The organism is Mucilaginibacter sp., from assembly GCF_035492695.1.
Lineage (GTDB): Bacteria > Bacteroidota > Bacteroidia > Sphingobacteriales > Sphingobacteriaceae > Mucilaginibacter.
Genome location: NZ_DATJJC010000006.1, coordinates 284,838 through 306,684, shown reverse-complemented (window position 1 = coordinate 306,684; position 21,847 = coordinate 284,838). Strand labels below are relative to the sequence as shown.

Here is a 21,847-nt window from a genome sequence, read left to right as displayed (position 1 = left end):
TTTAAGGTTATTTATAAGTGATCTTTTGGTTCGCGTCGAAATCAAAAAGTGACAGATAACGCAGTTGATAATAAGCGCTCCAGAAATCGCGCAGCGCGGCCACGTAATCCCGTTTTGCCTGGTCATTTTCCTGGAACGCAATGCTTAGGTCTGTAATGCTTAAATTACCCAATACATATCGCTCCTTTGCTATTTGATATTTTTCCCCGGCAATGCTATCAGCCTGGGCTGTAAGGCCCACCTGCTCTTTCATTTGATTGAAAAGCGTCACCTGGGTCACTATTTGCTGTTTAAATGTCTGCTTATCCTGTTCCACTGCATACTCTGTAAATTTCTCATTGGCCTCGGCAGTTTTGATCTTCGATTTTGACCGGCCCCAGTCCAAAACCGGTATAGTGAAAGTCAGCTGTATCAATTCCTGTGTTTGTGGCGACCGGTACACGCCTGCAATATTAGAGGCTGCATTTGACGTACCCAGGTTTGCGGTAAGAGCTGCGGTAAGGCCGGTTTGTCCGTGCGCTATGGCTACATCGCGCCTGGCTTCGGCTATCCTCCTCACAAAAGCGATGGCATCTGAACGGTTGGCGTAGGCCTCTTCCAATACCCTATCGGCTGATACAGTCATCGAACTAATACTCTCCGGTACAACTAAAGTAATGCGGTCGTCCCCTTCCTGGCTGATATAGCTGCGCAACGTCAATGTTGCCAGTTCCATATCCCGTTTGGCATTGCCCACTGCCTTTTTCGCATTCAATAGTTCAAGTTGCAGCTGCAATATCTCGTTCCGTGTGATCTTGCCCATCTGGAACTTCGCGTTAGCAATATTGAGGATATTTTCGGTATTGGAATAGTTGGTTTGGGCAATATGTAGATTTACCTGGGCCAGCAGCAGGTCGAAGAAATAGCCTGTAGCGGTAATAGATATTTGCTCCTGTGCCTCGATGTAGGCCTGTTTGCTTTCGTTATATAAAAGCGGCTGGATCCTTTTCTCCCATTTAAGGCTATTATATTGTCCTAAAGGCTGACTAATACCTATCGCATAAGGAACACCGTTGTATAATACATTGTGCCTGTCAAAATCGTCGAACCGCTGCAATTGGGTTTGCCCGTAAATGGTAGCACCCGTGGCGGTTATGCTCTGACTAAAGTTCAGCGTCATTTCCGAGTTATCATTATGGATCGGCTGAAATAGTATGGAACCGTCAGGCTGCAGCACCTGCAGGCTTGTTTTACTGTAACCGGGCAAATTACCGGTCAATGAAAGCTGCGGGTTATAGTTCGACTTAAAAGTGCGCCATTGCCAGTATTTGGTTTCGCGGGTGGTAACTGCCTGTTTTGACGCAATGGAATTACCTTTTGCAAGTTCAACTACATCGTGCAACGTAAGCCGGATAGTATCGCTGCCTGCGCAGAAGGCTGTGGTACTAAGTAAGATTAATAATATGGTATATATATATTTCATTTATTTTGACCTTTAATTTGTTTGATACTTCGCGACTTACTTCACCGTCAACTCCTTCGTATTCTTATATTCACTCATATCTGATGTAATAACCTGGTCGCCTTCTTTTATACCATCCACTACCTCTACATAATCAAAATTGCTAAGGCCGGTATGAACTGAACGCATTACAGCCTTGTTGCCATTGATGACAAAAACGTCCTGCGGACTGGCTCCTTTAAATGCCGCACCGTTTGCTACACGCAACACCCTGGTATGCACTGCTGTCACCAGGAAAACATCCACCTTCATATTCGGGCGCAGCTGTTTATTGTTGCGTTCTTCCAGTTGAATGTCAAAATTGATAATGCCATTTTGCACTGATGGATTCACATTGGATACCGTTCCCTTTAGTTGGGTATCGTTAATTCGCACGATAATCGGCATACCTGTATGTAACTGATCGAGGTAAGTATCTGAAAGGCTGCCCGTAACTTTAAAACTGCTCAGGTCGGCGATACGCGCCAGCGTCTCACCCTCTTTGATATTGGCCCCGATATTTTTGTTGACGAAAGTGACCACCCCACTACGGGTAGCTACCACATTGGCAAGTTTCAGTTTACGTTCCAGTTCATTCAAATCGTTCTGCTGGATGTCGGCGGCTATCTCAGCCTCCTTTTCCTCTATCAGCATGGTTTTCTGTTTACTTTTTATCTCATTCTCTATTTGCTTTTTTTCCAGCATTGCAACCTTAAGGTTCAATTCGGCCTGTTCTATGTCTTCACGCGTTCCACCGCCTGCTTTGAAAAGGCGCTTTGCATTTTCGACTGCGTCTTTCAAATTGCCTATGCGTAATTCCTTAATATCATTATTGGATTGAATGTCGAAATAGCTTTTATCCAGGTCGAGCTTAAGTTTGGCTATCTCGGCGCGTTTGGTTTCCAGTTGGAATTTCTGTTTAGCGTAGTCATTTTCCGATGCGGATTTATCAAGTGTCAGTATCGATTGCCCTGGTTTTACCTTACCACCTGCATCAGTCATCACTTTAGTTATGGAAGCATTTACCGGGCTCGTAATGATCTCTTCAAACTCGGGCAAAACCTCGCCCGTTGCATTCAATGTATTCTCGACATCTCCTACTTCAACTTTAGCTGTTGTTATTTCTGCACGTGTTACGGACGAGCCAAGAAATATCCTGATGAGCCATATTGCAAGGACCATAGCAGCAATTGCTATAATGATGACAACTGTTGGTTTCTTTCGCTTCTGTACCAGTACTTCCTGTGTAATTTCGGTATCCATGTAATATTTTTACACAGTACCTTGCAATGCCTATGCCATATTTAAATTACTAATTATCAATACATTGTATTTTTTACCCCAAGAAAAAGTGTCCGATACCGGACAAATAATTTGATTTTGGAAAAATTTATTCCACCCCGGTCAGTCCAAAAATTTATTTTGACGGAATTTTTGCAATTTCTTATATTTACTTAATAATCAACCTATTCGTCTATTTACTTCAAACTAAAAACATCATGAAAAAACTTTATTCAATTTTAGGATTCGTAGCCTGTTTAATTTTCACCAACGCAAAAGCGCAATCAACCGGCGACTGGCATCTTGATGTCGGGCCGAATGTGGCTGCTCCTATTCGCAACCTGTCCTATTATACTTCGTTCGGCATTGGGGCCGATATTGCAGCCACCACTAATATAACTACCGAGATAGCTGTGGGCGGGCGGGCAAACTATTCTTATTTTTTGGGGAAGACACCACTTTTAGGCAATGAAAAGCATGGCGCCAGTGTTATAAGTATTACCGCCGATGGCAGCTATACTTTCCCGATGAATATATTTGCCGGAGTCGATCTCGGGGTTGGTTTCTTATCATCGAACGGCCAAAGCGACACCCAATTTGCGCGTATATTTAACCTTGGTTATAAATGGGACCAAAGCAAGCAGCACACCTACATTTTTACTGTATATTTCGACCAGACAACTTACCAGAAATGCCTGGGTTTAAGGGGAGCAATAAGGCTTTGACCAGGTTGCAAACACTTTATTGTAAAGCCTGTTATTAATAATACCATTAACAAAACCTGACATGAAAAGGCTTACCAAGCAGGACATTGATACGCAGCTCAAAGGGCTAAAAGGCTGGGAATACAAAGAGAACTATATCTTTAAAAATTTCACTTTCCCAACATTTTTTGAGGCGTATACCCTGTTGTGCAAGGCGGCGTTCATCGCTGAGAAACTGGACCATCACCCGGACTGGTCGGGCGTTTATAATAAAGTTACTTTAAAGCTGAACACCCACGATGCCGGTGGTGTAACTCAAAAAGATATTGATTTTGCCATTGAAATTGAGAAATCGATGTGAAATAGTACATCTTCTGTTTCACATCGATTGACCACCATAGAAAACGGGGTATATTAGCAGCATCATTCCAATATTAAACCTATTTTACTATGAGGTCATTTAAAAGCAGCCTGGCACTGCTATTATTGTTGATATCCTTTACCGGGCTGACTGCACAACAAAAGAAATTAACCTATTGCAATCCCTTAAACCTCGACTACGGTTATACGCCTTTCAAAGATTTTTCCAAATGGGGACGCCACCGCGCCACAGCCGATCCGACGGTCACCCTGTTTAAAGGCAAATACTACCTGTTTTCTACCAACCAATGGGGTTACTGGTATAGCGACGATATGCTGCATTGGCATTTTAATTACCGTAGTTTTTTGCGGCCATACAACGAGAACCAGGGCGATAACCTGTGCGCCCCGGCTACTTTGGTTTTGGGTGATACTTTGCTCGTCATCGGTTCAACCTATAATAAGGATTTTACCTTATGGATGAGCACCGACCCGGTGCATAACGAATGGAAGGCTGCTAAAGATTACTTCAAAGTAGGCGCCTGGGATCCCGGGATGTTTGCCGATGATGACGGGCGGGTTTATATCTACCACGGATCGAGCAATACCTTACCGCTTTACGGGCAACAGATAGATCGCAAAACGTTTGAACCGATCGGCCCGAAGGTGGAAACTTTACACCTTGACTATAAAGAACATGGTTGGGAACGATTTGGCGAAAATAACGACAACGTTTTCCTGGGAGGATTTATGGAAGGCTCGTGGATGAACAAGCATGACGGCAAATATTATCTGCAATTCGGAGGCTCGGGTACGGAAGGCCGGGGTTATGCCGACGGCGTTTTTGTGGGCGATAAGCCGCTTGGACCATTTACCTACCAAAAACATAACCCATTCTCCTATAAACCCGGCGGTTTTATTAAGGGCGCGGGACATGGGGCAACGTGGGCCGATAAGTATGGCAACTACTGGCATATATCCACTATGGTAGTGAATGTGAAGAACAATTTTGAGCGGCGAATCGGATTCTGGCCGGCCGGATTCGATAAAGATGGCGTTCTTTATTGCAACACGGCCTACGGCGATTTTCCGCAATATTTGCCCAATGGAAAAGAAGATCACCTGGACGGCAATAGCAACTTTACCGGCTGGATGATCCTTAACTATAACAAACCTGTTGAGGTCTCGTCGACCCTTGGAGGCCATCATGCTAATGATGCTGTAGACGAAGACATCAAAACCTACTGGAGCGCAAAAACGGTTAATAAAGGCGAATGGCTAAAAAGCGACCTGGGCGAAGTTTGTACAGTAAATGCCATCCAGGTTAATTATGCCGACCAGGATGCTGAGTTCCTTGGTAAATCGCGCGGAGTATTTACCCAATATATTATTTATTCTTCCGCCGATGGTAAAAACTGGAAAGTCCTGGTGGACAAAAGCAAAAATAAGACCGACGTCCCGCATGATTATATCGAGCTAAGTAAACCTGTTAAAACCCGTTATCTGAAGCTGGTAAATATCCACATGCCTACCGGCAAATTTGCCATATCAGGGTTCAGAGCGTTTGGTAAGGGCGCCGGTGCAAAACCGGGCCAGGTACAAGACTTTATGGTATTGCGTGGTGAAGCCGAACGACGTAACTCGTGGATAAGGTGGCAGCCAGTTGATAACGCTGTCGGCTATACTATTTACATGGGAGTGGCCCCTGATAAACTATACAATAATATTATGGTTTACGGCAAGAACGAGTACTTCTTCAATGGCATGGAGAAAAGCCTTCCCTATTATTTCCAGATAGAATCATTTAATGAGAACGGTATATCGGAAAGAACGAAGGTGATCGAGGTGAAATAGGAAGGTGAAAGGGCAAAACCAAAGGGGGAAATATCTTAAATCATAGCTTTACACCGATAGAAAACACATCCTTCAGTGCCCGCTTGGCAGCATAATAGCCGCACATACCATGGACACCGCCCCCGGGCGGTGTAGATGAGGAACAGATATAAATTCCCCTGGCTGATGTTTTATAGGGCGACCAGCGCAGCGCAGGACGAGTAAACAACTGCCCCAGGTCGATTACGCCGCCGTTAATATCACCGCCTATGTAGTTTGGGTTGTAATCTTCAAGCTGTGTTGTATTCATGGTATGTTTGGCCAGTACCCTTTCGCGAAAGCCGGGCGCAAAACGTTCAATTTGGTTTTCAATGGCTGCAGTCATATCTTTAGTTGAACCGTTTGGCACATGGCAATATGCCCAGGCGGTATGTTTACCTTCCGGGGCACGCGATGGATCGAACAAGCTTTGTTGCGCCAAGAGCACGAAAGGCTTTTCAGGATGCTCACCATCCCATATCGCCTGTTCCGAATCCATAATTTCATTAAGCGTATTTCCGATATGAACGGTACCCGCCTGCCGGCATTCTTCCGCGGCGAAAGGTATCGGCCCATCCAGGGCCCAGTCCACCTTAAAAACGCCCATGCCATAGCGATAACGCCCCAATTGCCATTTATAGATATTCGAGAATTTGTGCCCTGCTATTTGCAGTAACTGCCGTGGTGTAATATCGAATAACACTGCATGCGACGAAGGCAATTGCTCCAGCGAAGTGATGTAGCTATTTGTTTCGATTATGCCGCCAATCGATATAAAATACGACGCAAGAGCATCGGCTATTGTTTGAGTACCGCCCTTTGGCAGCGGCCAGCCCTGCAAATGCCCCGCTGATAATAGCACTAAAGCAATAGCTGCGGTACTCAAGGTGGTTAAAGGCTGCATAGAATGCGCCGCCATTCCTGCGAATAATGCTTTGGCGGCGTCTGTGGCAAAACGGTCCGCTACTGCGGTTGCGGACCTTAAAGCCGTCAATCCAAACCTGGCCATCGCAAGCGGATGTTTAGGGTAATGAAGCGGCCCGAGCACATCAGACGCAATCCCCGGCCAGGCGTTTACAACTGGTTGCATCAGCCGTTCGTAGATCTTTGCATCGGTGCCCAGCAACCGGGCGGTGTCGCTTACCGAATGAAGTAGTACGGCGGCTTTCCCACTATCAAATGGATGGGCGGCAGCAATGCCTGGGTAAATGTACTCAAGGCCATACCCGGCAAGCGGAAGTGTTTTAAAAAAAGGAGAGCCTACCGCAAGCGGGTGAATAGCGGAACAAATATCATGCGTAAATCCAGGAAGTGTTAACTCAGCCGAACGCATACCACCGCCGATAGTATCCTTACCCTCGATCAATAAAACGGAAAGCCCGTTTTGTTGCAACAATATCGCTGCTGCCAGACCATTGGGGCCCGAACCTACTACAACAGCATCGTATTCACGTTTTTCAAGCTTCATAGCGGCCTCCGGGTTATTCAGATTTAAAAATCGGAATATTCGGTGGGGTGAAGAAATATAATATCTGCTTTCGAAACGTTGTGCTGGTATTCCGGAGCAGCCGACAACTTCTTCCACACCTCGTCATTTGAAAACTTTTGCCAGTGTTCGTCCCTATCAGCTTTATTTTCAAAGGTGGTCATATACATCAGGTTAGGCATGTGGCTGCCTGATATAACATCCGCATAGAAAACGGCATTAAAATTAAGCCGTTTGAACAGTACCGTTTCACCACCATCATTAAACATTTTAACCTTGTTGATATGATATTTTTCTGTGGGACTTTCGTAGCTGCGCAGCTCATAAACACGGTCGGTCTTGGCGGCCTTCAATACCGGTTTTTGAGGAACCGGAGCTTTGGGGAATGCCTTCAAAACAATTGTTTCCATCCGGTTGTAAGGAGCATCGTTATACTGCGCATCGATATAATCCTTTCCGTCGGCCAGGTATTTGTTATCCTTCAGCAAGCTATTATCGGTATTTTGCAATGCTGCCATGCTGCCGTAAGGGATCAGCACATAGATCGTTTTCTCCGCAGTGTCCGTTTCAACTGGTTTGAAAACCCCCACATTAACTATATGTGCACGATGTAATGCGGGCAAATAAGCATTTTTAAAATAATTATCGAGCCTGTCTTCCTGGGCCTGGGTTTTGAGGTGATATATTTTTATCTGATAATAGTAACGCGGTGTTTGCGCGTTCGCATTCAAACTCAGGCATAGTATTGCCAGGCAAGTGATGGAAAATAATTTGATGTATCTGGTTTTCATAGAAAACTTATTTTACCCATTTATGCTCCAATGTCTTCATAAAATAGCCACCTACAACACTCCTGGCCTGGAACCCGACCATTTTCCCGTTGGTGGTTTCGTGCCAATCGCTAAGCGGCACTCTTGTTGGCGTTTCGGTAGCATATTTATAAACCGGGTCAGTCAATGCTTTAAAGCTCTGTATATTATTGCTTAGCGAGGCCGTCCAGATGATCCAGTCCGACTTGGTATAAGTTTTTCTGCTGTCCAGCGGCAGCCCGAATTTATTTTGTTTGGTCAGGTAATATTTTATTTCGGTATCATAAACTTTCTGCGGAAATAAATGAAGGCCCAGCACTTTGTCCCATACCATGTTGTATTTCTGGCTCCACGTATTCTTATCACCAAAAACCAATGAATAATGATTGCCTGCATCTGCTTTCTTTATCCAATTTTTCGCCATTGAAAGTGCAGTACTGTGATAATTCGCTGCTACAAGCGGCTGTTTTAGTTCGCCTGCCAATTGGGCGTAGCAAGCAATGCCTTCGATTGCTTTTATTGAAAGATTGGCGTTATGTGCCAAATGCCCGGCAAAATCATCTGTACATAATTGATTCGCCGGGTCGAAACCGGCCTTCACCAGGTAGTTTGCCCAGGTTGTGAGTGTTTGCCAATGACTTTTTGCAAAATCAGGTTTGCCTTCGGCTTTGCAAATAGCTGCCGTCAGGATCAGCATATTGCCAGATTCTTCTACAGGCATATCCTCGCCATAGGTTTGCCCGTTGGCAATTGGATAGGTGCCCAGGTCATGCGCTGCGAAGGGCTTTTTCCATTTCCCGCTTTCACTGTAAAAGAATATACCGTTTAGCATACCCTCCATCAGTTTAGGTGCATAGGCCAGGTACAACGGCGCCGAGGGATAGGTAACATCCACCGTATTGATGGAGCCGTTACTGAAATTCTCCTTCGATAAGAATAGAATATTGCCTTGTGGGCTTTTAACCAACACATGCGCGGCGACGCTTTGCCGGTAAGCTATTATGCATAGGTCGGCATATTTATTGCCGCCTGCTTTTAAGGCGTCGGTGAATATCATTTTATCAAAGGCGCTGCATTTTTTCATAACAGGTGCGTAATCGTCATAAGCTATATTCAGCTCTTTTTCGATGGTTTTCGTGCCATCGGCTTTCCACCAGGGTTTCAGCGGAATATCAAAAAACATCACAGGGAACAAGTCGTCATAGCCGATCTCGACGAAGTTCGAAACAAAGTTTCTGCCTACCGTACCGAAAGGGATTATTGTATTAAGGGATAGATCCTTACCCTTTACGGTATCAGTTGTAGTGTATATTTTTGCGGCGAAAGGGTTGATGGTTTCTTTAGCCTGGCTGACGTATTGAATGGCGTTCATGGCCTTTGCCACAGCCACATGCATATAGCCCCAATCGATACGGAGATCATCGCCTTTTTTCTTTAAAACAGGTTGTTCAATGGTACCCGCCCTAATGATCGATAATTTGTTGTTGGTATAAGTTACAGCAGCAACTTCCTGTGCCGGTCTGTTGACCGCAATATCTGTCGAAGCACCAAGGAATACCTTGATATCATGCCGGTTATTGTCATTCGACCGGACACGATAGGTGATATACGATACCGGCCTGATAAAAACGTCCATATCGTTAATAAGCAAGGGGGACGTAAATGTTACCAGCAGGTCAGCCTTACCGCACCTAAACTTATAATTGGTTTGGGTAGCGGTCATATCCAGACCTGTTTGCACCGCTACTTTTACATCATTTCCCGATGGCTCCTTTACCTCGTCTAACAGGCCAGCATCCAGCCATGCTCCTCCGGCGGTGTTAACGCAATGGATGGCCAGTACATTGGTGCCGGCTCTCAATTTTGCTTTTACGGCATCCCTGAGCGGGATGAGTTGAAAATCGCTTGTCCAACCGATGTTGCCATAGGCCCGCTCGCCATTCAGGTAAACCTCCACATTGTCATCATGCTGAAGTTTCAGTATCAATTTATCTATATTGGTATTGTCCAGGGTAAAAGTTCTTCGCATCCAAATACCCCTGCTTTTCCAAAGAGTTTTAGCCTGGACCTTATCGTCGGTAAATGGCGCACCACCTGTGTTCCAGTTAGCATCATTAAATTGCGGGCTCATCCAATTATCGGCAGGCCTGGTTTCTGTGTACTTGCATTGATAGGCTTTCTCATCCGACGCGGGCAGTAATGTCTTATAACTCCTGGGGGCCTTGCCCATAAAGCGGTATACTTCGCCATCTACCCTGATGAAGCCCAGCAACGATTGATCTTTACCTGTCCAATGCTTTGTTGCAGACGATGTTAATGTATCGCCAAAGGACCATATGCTCATGTAAGTATTATGGGTAATCAATGGATAAGCTGGAGCCTTTTCAACCTGCGCAAAAAGCGACCGGCACACCAGCACAAGGCAAAACATCGGAAAAAGTTTTCTCATAGTTTATAAATACCGTTGAAAAGCAAGACGTTAGTCAGGTCAGTTAAGGCAAATATAAACGAAAAAATCACTCATAAAAGAGCATCCTGTTATTCCGCGCAAACTACCCGGGAATAAAGTTAATATGCTACTGATTGTTAGTGCGTTTGACTCGAAATTTTTGTGCGCGACTGTGAATATGTGCTCCACTTTTCGAGCGCGGCAATTACTTCCGATAATTTCATCGGCTTGCTCAGGTAGTCGTCCATGCCGGCTTTAAGGCATATCTCCCTGTCTTCGGCCATGGCGTTAGCGGTCATGGCAATGATCACCGGCTGCTCGCTCATGTGCGTGCGGATAAACTGCGTTGCCTCAAGGCCATCCATTTCCGGCATTTGTACATCCATCAAAACCATGTCGTAGCGTTTTTTGGTAAACGCATTCAACACTTCGTGCCCGTTTGATGCTATATCGGGTTGATAGCCCATCTTTTCGAGTATATGCACAGCCAATTTCTGGTTCACGTAATTATCTTCGGCGATCAAAATGTCCAGGGGGTGCTGTTTGGCAAAATCAAGCGAGAATTGAGTTTTAACCGGATGCGGCTCTTTGGGTAAATTATTGCCGTTCTTCAGCTGATCGATAATATGTTTGTAAAGGACGTGATGTTTGGCCGGTTTGCTCAATATAACATTAAACAAGTGCGACTCGGTCCGGCTCTGTTCATTCCCGGCTGAGCTTAACAGAATGATATGCATTTCGGGGCTGACCTTTCGTACACTTTTTGCTAATGCGATACCGTCCATCTCGGGCATGTTCATATCGCATATGATCAGATCGATCTTGTGAGCAGCCAGCATTTCAAGCGCCTGCCAGCCAGACTCAGCCATAAGCGGGATAAACTTCCATTGCGTAAGTTGGGCTGCCAATATCTCACGATTGGTATAATTATCGTCGACTACCAGTATGTTCTTATTTTCGATGTCGGACGTGTTGAGGTGAACATAGTTACGGGCAGATTTTGACCCGGGCTTTGCTTTTATAGTAAAAGTAAAAGTTGTACCGCGCCCAGGCGTGCTTTCGACGCCTATAACACCACCCATTAACGTAACCAGTTTTTCGCTAATAGCCAGGCCTAATCCGGTGCCGCCATATTTGCGGGTAGTGCTTGAATCAACCTGGGAAAATGCTTTAAAGAGCTTATCTAATTTGTCGGCAGGTATACCTATGCCTGTATCACGGACACTAAACTGCAGTTCCAGGCTGCCGTTTTTATTACTGATAGCATTTACGCTTATAAATATTTCACCCTTGCTCGTAAATTTAATGGCGTTGCCCACCAGGTTGATCAAAACCTGCCGCAACCTTAAATTATCACTCACAATTTGTGCAGGCACATCATGCCCTATCTGGTATACAAGATCGAGATTTTGCTTTGTTGCGCTGGTTGCAAATACGTCGAGCACACCTTCAACGCAATCCCGCAGGTCGAAATCTTGTTCATCCAGTTCCATGTTGCCTGATTCGATCTTGGAAAAATCCAGTATGTCGTTAATAACTGTTAGCAAAGCGTCGCCACAGTTTTTGATCGTTTCGGTATAGTCCTCCTGTTCCTGTGTAAGTTCGGTGCTTGACAGCAGCGTTGCCATACCGATGACACCGTTCATTGGTGTGCGGATCTCGTGGCTCATCGTTGCCAGGAATATGCTTTTAGCCTTGTTAGCATGTTCGGCTTCCTCGCGTGCTTTCTCGGCTTCTTTGCGCGAACGGCGCTCATCAATAGTCATTTGCGCAAGCAATTCGGTGCGTTCTTTTACCTGCTTTTCGAGCGTTAGTTTTTGAGATTTGATGGCTCTCATGCGTATTTTAAAAATACCGTAGATCAACCCAACAGCAGCAAATACGCCTAATGTTTTGAACCACCATGTAAGCCAGTACGGCGGAACAATAGTTATCTGCAATGGTTCGGACACCGGCGACCACAAACCCGCACTATTCCGGTACTTTACCTTAAAAGTATAAGTCCCATCCGGCAAATTGGTATATGAAGCAGTATTCCTGCTGCCAACGTTATTCCAGTCTGAGTCAAAATTTTCAAGCTTATATGCATATTCTTTTTTGTCGGGCGAACCAAAATCAAGCGAAGCATATTCGAGCGTGACAAAAGATTGCTTGTAGGATAATTTAATAGCCCTGGTATCAGCAATATCCTTTTTCAGTGGCGAGGCGTCGCTGCTATTTTTTGCAATGGTCAAAGGCTTGTTTGATACCTGTATGGCCGTCACCACTACGGGCGAAAATGCTATAGGACTCAATATCTGGTCGGGGTAAAATGTGTTAAACCCATTGATACCGCCGAAATACATTTTACCGGCAGAGGTTTTTAACGCCGAATGCGGTTTAAATTCATCGCCCTGCACGCCATCTTCTGTTGTATAGTTTTTGAATTTCCCATTAATGGGATCGTACATAGACAAGCCAGTGTTTGTACTTACCCATAATTTACCATAGTCATCCTCTCTTATGGCATACATAATATCGCTTGGGAGGCCATTTTTCTTATTAAATATGGTAAAATGCTTCGTAGTCGGGTCAAATTCATCCAATCCGGCCAGTGTACAAAGCCAAAGCTTACCCCTGCTATCTTCAAATATATCGGTAATGCCGTTATTGCTGATGCTATTATGTGTTTCGCTATGTTTAAAATGAGTAAAGGTGCCCGTCCGGCGATCCATCAGATCAAGGCCGCCATCAGACGTCCCGATCCAAAGATTTCCCTTTTTATCTTCGAGCAACGAATAAATGTAGTCACTGGCTATACTTTTTGGGTCCTGGGCATTGTAGTTATAATATTTGATGGTGTTGGTCGCCTTATCATAACAATTAAGTCCGGCCCCGAATACACTGATCCAAATTTTGCCGTCCCTTGTCTGCAACAAATTATAGACATTATTGCCGCTTAATTTATGTGATCCTGCCGCATCCTTATTCAAATAGTAACACTGCTTAGTTTTGGTATCCATTACGGTAATACCATCCCCCCAGGTACCTATCCATAACTTGCCATCGGTGCCCTCCTTTATAATCAGGTCATAATTACCGGATAAACCACCCGCTTTTTGTTTGTAATTGATAAAGGTGCCGGTCTCCGGATCGAATTTGCTAATGCCGCCGCCATCTGTTCCAATCCAGATATTTTTTTCCTTATCCTGGTAAAGAGCCAGCACATAATCGTTCGATAAACTGGTGGGGGAAGCATTATGTTTGTAAACCGAAAAACTTGCGGTCGTCTTTTTAAAAAGATTAACACCACCACTGAAGGCACCAAGCCACATATTACCGAGTTTATCGCGGCATATACCGTATATCGAGTTGCCATTAATGCTATTGTTATCAACCTCGTCGTGACGGTAGGTATAGAATTTTTGATTCTTTGGATCGAATATAGACAGCCCGCCATTTTCCGTACCGATCCATAATTTGCCCGAAGCGTCTTTGCTCATACTGTAGATAGTATTGCTGGAAATGCTGTTAGACGGACTATCTTCGTGCGTGTAGCGTTTAAAAGCCTTCTCTTTTTTATCGAAAAGGAAAAGGCCGTCTTCCTGTGTACCCACCCACAATTGATCTTTGTTATTATCCAGGATACTGATAACGTTGCTGCCCGCCACGGTACGTTTTGCAGGATCGATGTAAGGGAAGCTACTAAAACTATTGGTTTTCCTGTTGTACAGTGCTAATCCGGCCTTTGCCGTGCCTGCCCATATATTGTTTTCTGAATCGCGGAATACCGTACGAATAGTGTTGTCGCCGATACTGTTCGGGTTGGTGTCTGAATGCAAATGGTGGCTGAATGTTTTCCTTTTCAGGTCGAAATGATCAAGTCCCCCTGTTTGCGTTGCAATCCATAGGCTGCCATCGCTATCGAAGGTCAGCCTGCTTAAAATATTGTTCGAAAGGCTCGATTTATCGTGCTCATCGTGAGCATAACGGACAAATTTACCCGTATTTCTTTCATACATGTTCAGACCGTTCTGTGTGGCGATCCAAATATTCCCGTCACGGTCCTCGGCCATATCGGTGATCATGTTGTTGCTCAGGCTATTTTCATCTTGCGAATCATTACGAAAAGTGATGAATTTATAACCGTCATACCTGTTCAATCCATTACGGCTGCCTATCCACATAAAGCCGCGGCTATCCTGGATAATGCAGTTCACGTTGATCTGCGTCAGTCCCTCACGGGTACCGAAATGCTCAAATTTGAGGCTTTGGTTTTGCGAAAAACAAAGAAAGGGGCTGGTAAGCAGGAGCGTAAAAAGCAACCTGCGGGTAATGCGTATTATAACGTGGCTATCGTACATCCAATCAACTTCAAAATCCATTCGCCACCCTTCCGGGGGTTTATAATCAGGCTTATATAAATTGGATGTTTTTACGAAAAAGCGATATAAAGGTTAGGAAATGTTAATAAATAATTAAGTCGGACGTTACGCTATTTTAACTTAAACGAAAAATAGCGGGCCTCCCCAATTGGGAAAGCCCGCTCAAAAAATGTTTTTTAAACCCGGTATCAGAGTTCGCGCACCCAAATGTTGCGGAAGCTTAGCGGCTTACTTTTATCACCATGTGCCTGCAATTTTATTGGCGAAGGGCCGTGAGCCTTATATTCGGGCTTGCCTATGTATAAGGTAGGCCCTTTTAATTCGTAGTGATTTTCCACCAATACCCCGTTAAAAAACACAGTGGCATAGGCGGGCGATTTCAGTGATCCATCTGCGTTAAATACCGGTGCTGTCCAAATCACGTCATAGGTTTGCCATTCTCCGTTTTTACGACCCGGATTAGCTAATGGAATTGCCTGCTTATACAAGCTGCCGGCCATGCCGTTCACATAAGTTTTGTTATTGTACGAATCGAGTACCTGTAGCTCATAACCGGCGTCGCCCTTGCCAATAGAGGCCAGGAAGATACCGCTGTTGCCCCTGCCCTGACCGGTACCTTCAAGTCCATCAGGTTCGCGCCATTCAATATGCAATTGGTAATTGGTGAATTTCTTTTTGGTCTCGATATTACCGTAATTCTTATTCACAGTCAATATGCCGTCGGCTACATCCCATTTTGCCGGGGAGCCATCGCTGTTTTGTACCCACTCATCCAGGTTTTTGCCGTCGAATAAAACAATAGCATCCGACGGTGCGTCGCCCAAATGTTCGCCCGGTGTCACCACCTTAGGAACTGGTTCCCATATTTCGGTATCTTCGGGCTTTGCTTTCTCCTGTGCTTTGGCCATAAAAAGGCTTCCTGCCATCATCGCGGTTAAAATAAGTTTGTATTTCATTTTGATAATTTAATTGGTTAAAAAATGTTTTACACGTGCAGGGTGTTTTTCATGTAATTGCAGCTTTCAGTAATGCTTACATAAGGGTCTATATTGGTAAAATTCTCCTGCTCCATTATAAAATGTGTTACTCCGGCGGCGCGTGCTGCAGGAATGATCGCTTTAAAGTCGATGCTCCCCTTGCCTATTTCGGTGTTCAGATCGGTTTTGGTTTTATCCCTGTCCTTTACGTGTACCAGCGCATAACGCCCGGCGTGTTTCTTTAATATTTTTATCGGGTCCTGCCCGGCGCGCACCACCCAAAATATGTCCATTTCCATGTGGACCAGCTTTGGGTCAGTCTCTGCAAGTATGGTATCATAAAAAGTCGCACCGCCGCTGAGCGGTTTCCATTCAAAATTATGATTGTGATAGCCCAGCTTTAAACCGGCTGCTTTGCAGATATCAGCAGCTTTATTCATCTTTTCGGCAACAGCTTTACACTCGTCAACAGTTTTGATGAACTCGCCGTTAAGCGATGGTATCACCACATACGTTTGGCCAAGGGTTTTTGCAACCTCGATGTATCGCTTTAACTCTTCGGTATCACCTTTGCCAAAAAAGGAGTCGATACCATAATGGCCACTCGGCGTAGTCAGTCCATTATCCTTTAACAGTTTTCCAAAGTCAGCAGTATGCAGGCCCCAATAGCCTGTTTTCATATCATAGCCGAAAGTCTCCACCTCTTTGTAACCCGCTTTGGCTACTTTTGCTATTACACCCTTTACGTCTTTCGGAAGCTGGTCGCGTAGTGTATATAATTGAAGGCCCGGATAGTGCTTACCAGCCGCCTTTAATAACTCGGGCGCCAGCATAATAGCGGCTGAAGCCAGCCCTGCTTGTGCCAAAAATGTTCTCCTGTTAGTCATGTAGATTTATTTAGTTTTAGTTTGTTGGTTTGTCGATCTTAAACAACGCATCAAACCCTGTTGCTTAATTGCGGCTTAACGCCACCGATGCGTGCCTGCTTGTTTTATAGACTTTTATTTTTGCCGATGGATTAATGCTATACATCACAAAGCTGTATAGCCTGGCGCAACGAAGCGATCTTATCGGGCCGTTTCGGCACAAATTCCTGTCCCACGTATCCTTTAAAACCGGTTGCGACAATAGCTTTCATTACTGCCGGGTAATACAATTCCTGTGTGTCGTCAATCTCGTGCCTGCCTGGTATGCCGCCGGTATGAAAATGGGCGATGTATTGGTGATAGTCTGTAATATTCCTGATGATATCCCCTTCCATTATCTGCATGTGATAGATATCGAACAGCAATTTAAAACTATTGGAGTTAAGCCTCTTGCAAAGCTCTACACCCCATTCAACATTATTACACTGGTAATCCTTGTGGTCGATCTTGCTGTTCAGCAATTCCATACATAAAACCACGTTGTGCTTTTCGGCCAGCGCAACCAATGGTTTAAGGCCGGTTACACAATTGTTCCACCCGGTCTCATTGTCTTTACCCCTGCGGCTTCCGCTGAAGCAGATCAGGTTTTTGTACCCGTTCTTTTCAACCAACGGGATCATGTCGGTATAACTTTTCTGCAATGTTGCATGAAATTGCGTATCGCCGAAACCATCGGTCAGGTTTATCTCGGCGCCATTACACATCGGCGAATACATGCCATGCTTTTGCAATGTCGGCCAATCTTTCGGCCCGCAAAGGTCGATACCCGTAATACCAAGGCCCTTGGATGTTTCGCAAAGCTGATCGAGCGTCAGCTCGCTGTAGCACCACGGGCTAACTGAATGGTTGATATTTCCTTTGAGCGGGGCGAACTGCCCGTCGCGCTTTTCACTTGTTGTAAATGATGATAGCATTCCTGATGCGGTGATAGCTGCTGTGCCTGCCAGCATATTTTTAATAACCGATCGGCGGTTTTGGTTACCCATGTTTAATTGGTTTTTATATCTCAACTTTGGGAGATGGTTCTTCAATATCCAATCCTGGTTGTTCTTCGGTATGTTTCTTGTCCGTAAAAAATAAGAGGAAGAAAATCATCACTACCACTGCTATTCCGCCCGGTATAAGCCAAATTGTCGTCCAGTTATGTGTGGTTTCGGATGTTTTCCAGTGATCGACAATTGGTCCCGACATATAATACCCAATCATCATTCCCAAGCCATAGGTAGCCAGGGTAATGAATCCCTGCGCGGCGCTTTTAAAGCGTTCACCAGCAAACCTATCCGTATATATCTGGCCCGTCACGAAGAAGAAATCGTAACAAATACCATGTAAGACAATACCTGCAATAAGCATCCAATAATTAGCCCCTGCATCACCATAGGCAAAACAAACATAGCGCAGCGCCCATGCCAGCATACCTAATGCCAGCATTTTTTTCACTCCGAGTCTTACAAAAAAGAACGGCATCGCCGCCATAAAAAACAACTCGGAAAACTGGCCCAGGCCTTGTACCGCAGCTGCGCGTTTCATGCCTACTTCGTTCAAAAACGGATTGGTAAAGTTGTAATAAAATGCCAGTGGAATACAAATTGCAACTGATGCCAGGAAGAAAACCAAATAAGACCTTTTTTTCAGAAGGCCTATTGAATCCAGCCCCATTATATCGCCGATAGAAGTTTTCTGCCCTTTTTTCCCGGGCGGGGTATCAGGAAGTGTGAAACTTAAGAGGCCTAATATAAGTGATGCCCCGGCAGCCATTTTGAATGTCAGCGCCAGCGAACCTGTCTGTTCCCAATTGAGCCAGCCTATCACAAACCCAGCAACCATCCAGCCAGCAGTGCCAAAAACCCGAACCAGCGGAAAATCCTTGCTTGGGTCTGTCATTTGTTTAAACGAAACCGAATTGACGAGGGCAAGTGTGGGCATATATATAATCATATAAGCCAGAATACCTGGAAAGAACGTCGCGAAATCGGGTGCAGTAGACTCATAATATAACAACCCTGCCCCAACCAGGTGTAATACGGCCAATATTTTTTGTGCAGAAAAATATTTGTCTGCTATAAGACCAATTACGAACGGCGCGATAATAGCGCCAAAAGCCTGCGTAGCATAAGCGGTTCCATTTTGTTCGCCAGTTGCATGCAGGTTGTGGATAAGGTACGTTCCCATCGTTACAAACCACGCTCCCCAGATGAAGAACTCCAGGAACATCATTGTTGACAGTTTGACTCGGATGGTTGGTGTCATTGACCGGATTTTATAAATATTATTGCTTTTTTACTGACAAAATATATTTAACTATGGTACGGGCATCGTCCATAGATATTGAAGGGTGACCAACCATTGGTGTGGTGCCCCAGTTACCGCTGCCACCCTTAATGATCTTGTTGGCAAGTGTATCTACAATGGCATCGCCCTTGTCCTTATATTTATCGGCAACTTCGGCAAAGGCAGGGCCAACGATCTTTTGCTGTTCCTTATGGCAGGTGCTACAGTCCGATTTAGCGATCAGTTGCGCGCCGGGTGCAGCAGGCGTGCCGCCGGCTTTGTCGGTGCCATCATGGCTTGCAGCAGTGTCCTGAGCAGCGCTCGATTCTGCCGTCGCAGCGGTTTGATTAGCGGCAGACGTACTATCTGCGGATGAATCGTTACCCGATTTATTGCCACCACAGGCGGCTACTGCCAAACTCAGGCCAAGAACGATAAATACTTTTTTCATAATAAAATAGAAAGTTGTTGTGTTGTGATTTTATTTTTTGTTCAGCCTGCAATTTAAACAATCCGGCAATAATTTATACAGCTACCTGCTGCAAAGGTTTTGATTTATTTTTTGAGCGCATGTATAGGACAAGGCCACCAAATGCAACGATCAATACCAATGGGATAACTAACGTTGCCAGTAATATTTTTTGACCGGCAAAACTACTGTCGCCGTTAGCTTGCTTCACAATTTCATCATAGTGCGAACCCATGATAATGGTGTATAATGAAACAGCGAACATACCTGCGCCGCCCATTAAATTAAGTCCTAACGCTCCTGTTTTAGGCAAGTTTGTGTTAACGAATCCAAGCATAGTTGGCCAAAAATAGCAAACACCCATGCCGAAAATAATTGCGGCAGCATATATAGCAGGTCCGGTTACTGTACTTAGCATGTAAATACCCAGCGCTGCTAAAATGGTCGATATCAATAACAGTACTTCTGGCGGAATCAATTTTAATACAGGTTTGGCAAACCCCCGCCCGATAACCATCACCCCTGTATCCAACGTTAATATCAGTATCGCATTATCGGTTACGTTTTTGAGCAATACGTCTATCCACTGGCCAGTAAACAACTCTGTGATTGCAGTGCCGAACATGCAAATGAACATAAATATGAACAGTGGGTTCAAAAGCGCCCTATACATACCGCCAGTTGAAACTCCTGAAGAAACTCTTTCAGTAACGGGAAAATCTAATTTTGAGAACAGGAAACCATAGATAATTGTCGGTATTAACATCACACCTACTTGTACCTGCCATCCAATGTTAATTTTATTGAGCAATAAAACGATGAGTGTACCAATTACAATACCACCAGGGAACCAAAGGTGGAAATGGTTAAGTTTGGTGGTCTTATTTTCAGGATACAATGCTGTAACCAATGGATTACAAGCAGCTTCAACTGTACCATTTGCAAGACCAATTAGCAATGTTGACAGGAACAATGTCCAGTAACCCTGAGCAAACACCGTAAGCAATATTCCGGCAAGATGAAAAACAAAGGCCAGTACAAGCAACTTCTTCATGCCGATCATATCCACAATGATACCACCAAATACCACAGCTAATGGGAAACCCCAAAATGCTGTTGCCGTAATAGAAGCTAATTGAGCTTTATCCAATTGAAAATCTGTTCCCAGCTTATTCAGGATACCCGCACGGATACCAAACGAGAGTGATGTAACCAACAAGGAAAGGCAACTTGCCCTGAATAGTTGTGTACGATTGATCTGCATTGTTATAATTTTAGGTTAAAATTGGTTCATTTTTAATTAGTCTATCCCGAGCAATTTGCGGTTAAATCCTTCGTCGCCCCCCGAGGCGGCAAAATCGTCAAATGCCTTTTCGGTTACACGGATAATGTGATTTTTGATGAATTCGGCGCCTTCTCTTGCACCGTCCTCAGGATGTTTTAATGCACACTCCCACTCTAAAACCGCCCATCCCGGATAATCGTAAGCGGTTAATTTACTGAATATCGATTTGAAGTCAACCTGTCCATCGCCCAACGAACGGAAGCGGCCGGCACGGTCAACCCAGTTCTGGTAACCGCCATACACCCCTTGTTTCCCCGTTGGGTTAAACTCCGCATCCTTCACATGGAACATTTTGATACGTTCATGGTAGTTGTCGATGTATTCCAAATAATCCAGGCATTGTAAAACAAAGTGTGAAGGGTCATAAAGCAAACAGGCACGCTTGTGATTGTTTACCTTTTCCAGGAACATCTCGTAAGTTATACCGTCGTGCAGGTCCTCGCCGGGATGTATTTCATAACAAAGGTCGATGCCGCAATCTTCGTAAACATCCAATATCGGCTTCCAGCGTTTGGCCAGTTCATTAAAACCGGTGTCGACCATTCCAGGCGGGCGCTGCGGCCAGGGGTATACCATCGGCCAAAGTAATGCCCCACTAAAAGTAACGCTTGCGTTCAGCCCCAAATTTTGCGAAGCTTTTGCCGCATCCTTTACCTGTTGGACGGCCCATTTTTGCCTTTCCTTTGGATTATTTTTGAATTGATCGGGCGCGAAAGCATCAAAAAGTTCATCGTAAACAGGGTTAACAGCCACTAACTGTCCCTGCAGGTGAGTTGATAATTCCGATATTTCCAACCCGCATTCGGCTACCTGTCCTTTGATCTCGTCGGCATAAGTTTTGCTTTCAGCAGCCTTATGCACATCGATGAAACGCAGGTCGTTGGTGGGCAACTGGACGGCCTTATAGCCTAAACCTTTTGCCCATTTGCATATCGAAGTAAGATTATTGAATGGTTCCTGGTCGCCTATAAATTGTGCCAGGAATATGGCGGGTCCTTTTATCGTTCTCATTAAGCCTCTCCCCAACCCTCTCCAAAGGAGAGGGAGTTTTTAT

General features: G+C 44.9%; 16 protein-coding genes. 3 read left to right on the top strand and 13 right to left on the bottom strand.

Annotated features, from left to right (window positions below; genetic code table 11):
• Positions 1-7: 7 nt before the first annotated feature.
• Positions 8-1,462, bottom strand: coding sequence for a TolC family protein (locus VL525_RS03760; RefSeq protein WP_325383499.1), 1,455 nt, complete (start codon positions 1,460-1,462; stop codon positions 8-10).
• Between the two features lie 36 nt (positions 1,463-1,498).
• Positions 1,499-2,743, bottom strand: coding sequence for an efflux RND transporter periplasmic adaptor subunit (locus tag VL525_RS03755; protein WP_325383497.1), 1,245 nt, complete (start codon positions 2,741-2,743; stop codon positions 1,499-1,501).
• Between the two features lie 236 nt (positions 2,744-2,979).
• Between VL525_RS03755 and VL525_RS03750 the strand changes: the two genes are divergently transcribed.
• The 3 genes from VL525_RS03750 to VL525_RS03740 all read left to right on the top strand — a co-directional run bounded on the left by VL525_RS03750 (position 2,980) and on the right by VL525_RS03740 (position 5,679).
• Positions 2,980-3,486, top strand: coding sequence for a hypothetical protein (locus VL525_RS03750; RefSeq protein ID WP_325383495.1), 507 nt, complete (start codon positions 2,980-2,982; stop codon positions 3,484-3,486).
• Between the two features lie 61 nt (positions 3,487-3,547).
• On the top strand, positions 3,548-3,826 hold the full coding sequence (locus VL525_RS03745) for a 4a-hydroxytetrahydrobiopterin dehydratase (RefSeq protein ID WP_325383493.1): 279 nt from the start codon (positions 3,548-3,550) through the stop codon (positions 3,824-3,826).
• 89 nt (positions 3,827-3,915) lie between these two features.
• A complete protein-coding gene (locus tag VL525_RS03740) occupies positions 3,916-5,679 on the top strand; it encodes a family 43 glycosylhydrolase (RefSeq protein WP_325383491.1) in 1,764 nt (587 codons plus the stop codon).
• 40 nt (positions 5,680-5,719) lie between these two features.
• On the opposite strand, the gene VL525_RS03735 is transcribed toward VL525_RS03740, so the two are convergent.
• From VL525_RS03735 to VL525_RS03685, 11 genes are all read right to left on the bottom strand, one after another.
• Positions 5,720-7,165: an NAD(P)/FAD-dependent oxidoreductase gene (locus tag VL525_RS03735; RefSeq protein ID WP_325383489.1), complete on the bottom strand. Its 1,446-nt coding sequence runs from the start codon at positions 7,163-7,165 to the stop codon at positions 5,720-5,722.
• A gap of 23 nt (positions 7,166-7,188) precedes the next feature.
• The gene (locus tag VL525_RS03730; RefSeq protein ID WP_325383487.1) at positions 7,189-7,974 is read right to left on the bottom strand and encodes an NIPSNAP family protein; all 786 of its coding nucleotides are present in this window, start codon (positions 7,972-7,974) and stop codon (positions 7,189-7,191) included.
• 7 nt (positions 7,975-7,981) lie between these two features.
• Positions 7,982-10,441 carry a glutaminase family protein gene (locus tag VL525_RS03725; RefSeq protein ID WP_325383485.1) on the bottom strand — a complete coding sequence of 820 codons (2,460 nt, stop codon included), beginning with the start codon at positions 10,439-10,441 and terminating at the stop codon, positions 7,982-7,984.
• Between the two features lie 137 nt (positions 10,442-10,578).
• On the bottom strand, positions 10,579-14,805 hold the full coding sequence (locus VL525_RS03720) for a two-component regulator propeller domain-containing protein (RefSeq protein WP_325383483.1): 4,227 nt from the start codon (positions 14,803-14,805) through the stop codon (positions 10,579-10,581).
• A gap of 188 nt (positions 14,806-14,993) precedes the next feature.
• Positions 14,994-15,761, bottom strand: coding sequence for a DUF1080 domain-containing protein (locus VL525_RS03715; RefSeq protein WP_325383481.1), 768 nt, complete (start codon positions 15,759-15,761; stop codon positions 14,994-14,996).
• A 29-nt stretch (positions 15,762-15,790) separates the two neighbouring features.
• Complete coding sequence (locus tag VL525_RS03710) at positions 15,791-16,669, bottom strand: sugar phosphate isomerase/epimerase (RefSeq protein ID WP_325383479.1); 879 nt, start codon at positions 16,667-16,669, stop codon at positions 15,791-15,793.
• A gap of 137 nt (positions 16,670-16,806) precedes the next feature.
• Entirely contained in the window at positions 16,807-17,694 is an 888-nt protein-coding gene (locus tag VL525_RS03705; RefSeq protein ID WP_325383477.1) for a hydroxypyruvate isomerase family protein, read from the bottom strand.
• A gap of 13 nt (positions 17,695-17,707) precedes the next feature.
• Positions 17,708-18,958, bottom strand: coding sequence for a nucleoside permease (locus VL525_RS03700; RefSeq protein ID WP_325383475.1), 1,251 nt, complete (start codon positions 18,956-18,958; stop codon positions 17,708-17,710).
• Between the two features lie 19 nt (positions 18,959-18,977).
• Positions 18,978-19,430, bottom strand: a complete 453-nt coding sequence (locus VL525_RS03695) for a c-type cytochrome (protein WP_325383473.1) — start codon at positions 19,428-19,430, stop codon at positions 18,978-18,980.
• Positions 19,431-19,503: 73 nt separating this feature from the next.
• Complete coding sequence (locus tag VL525_RS03690; protein ID WP_325383471.1) at positions 19,504-20,712, bottom strand: MFS transporter; 1,209 nt, start codon at positions 20,710-20,712, stop codon at positions 19,504-19,506.
• A 36-nt stretch (positions 20,713-20,748) separates the two neighbouring features.
• On the bottom strand, positions 20,749-21,804 hold the full coding sequence (locus VL525_RS03685) for a sugar phosphate isomerase/epimerase (RefSeq protein WP_325383469.1): 1,056 nt from the start codon (positions 21,802-21,804) through the stop codon (positions 20,749-20,751).
• Positions 21,805-21,847: the final 43 nt, after the last annotated feature.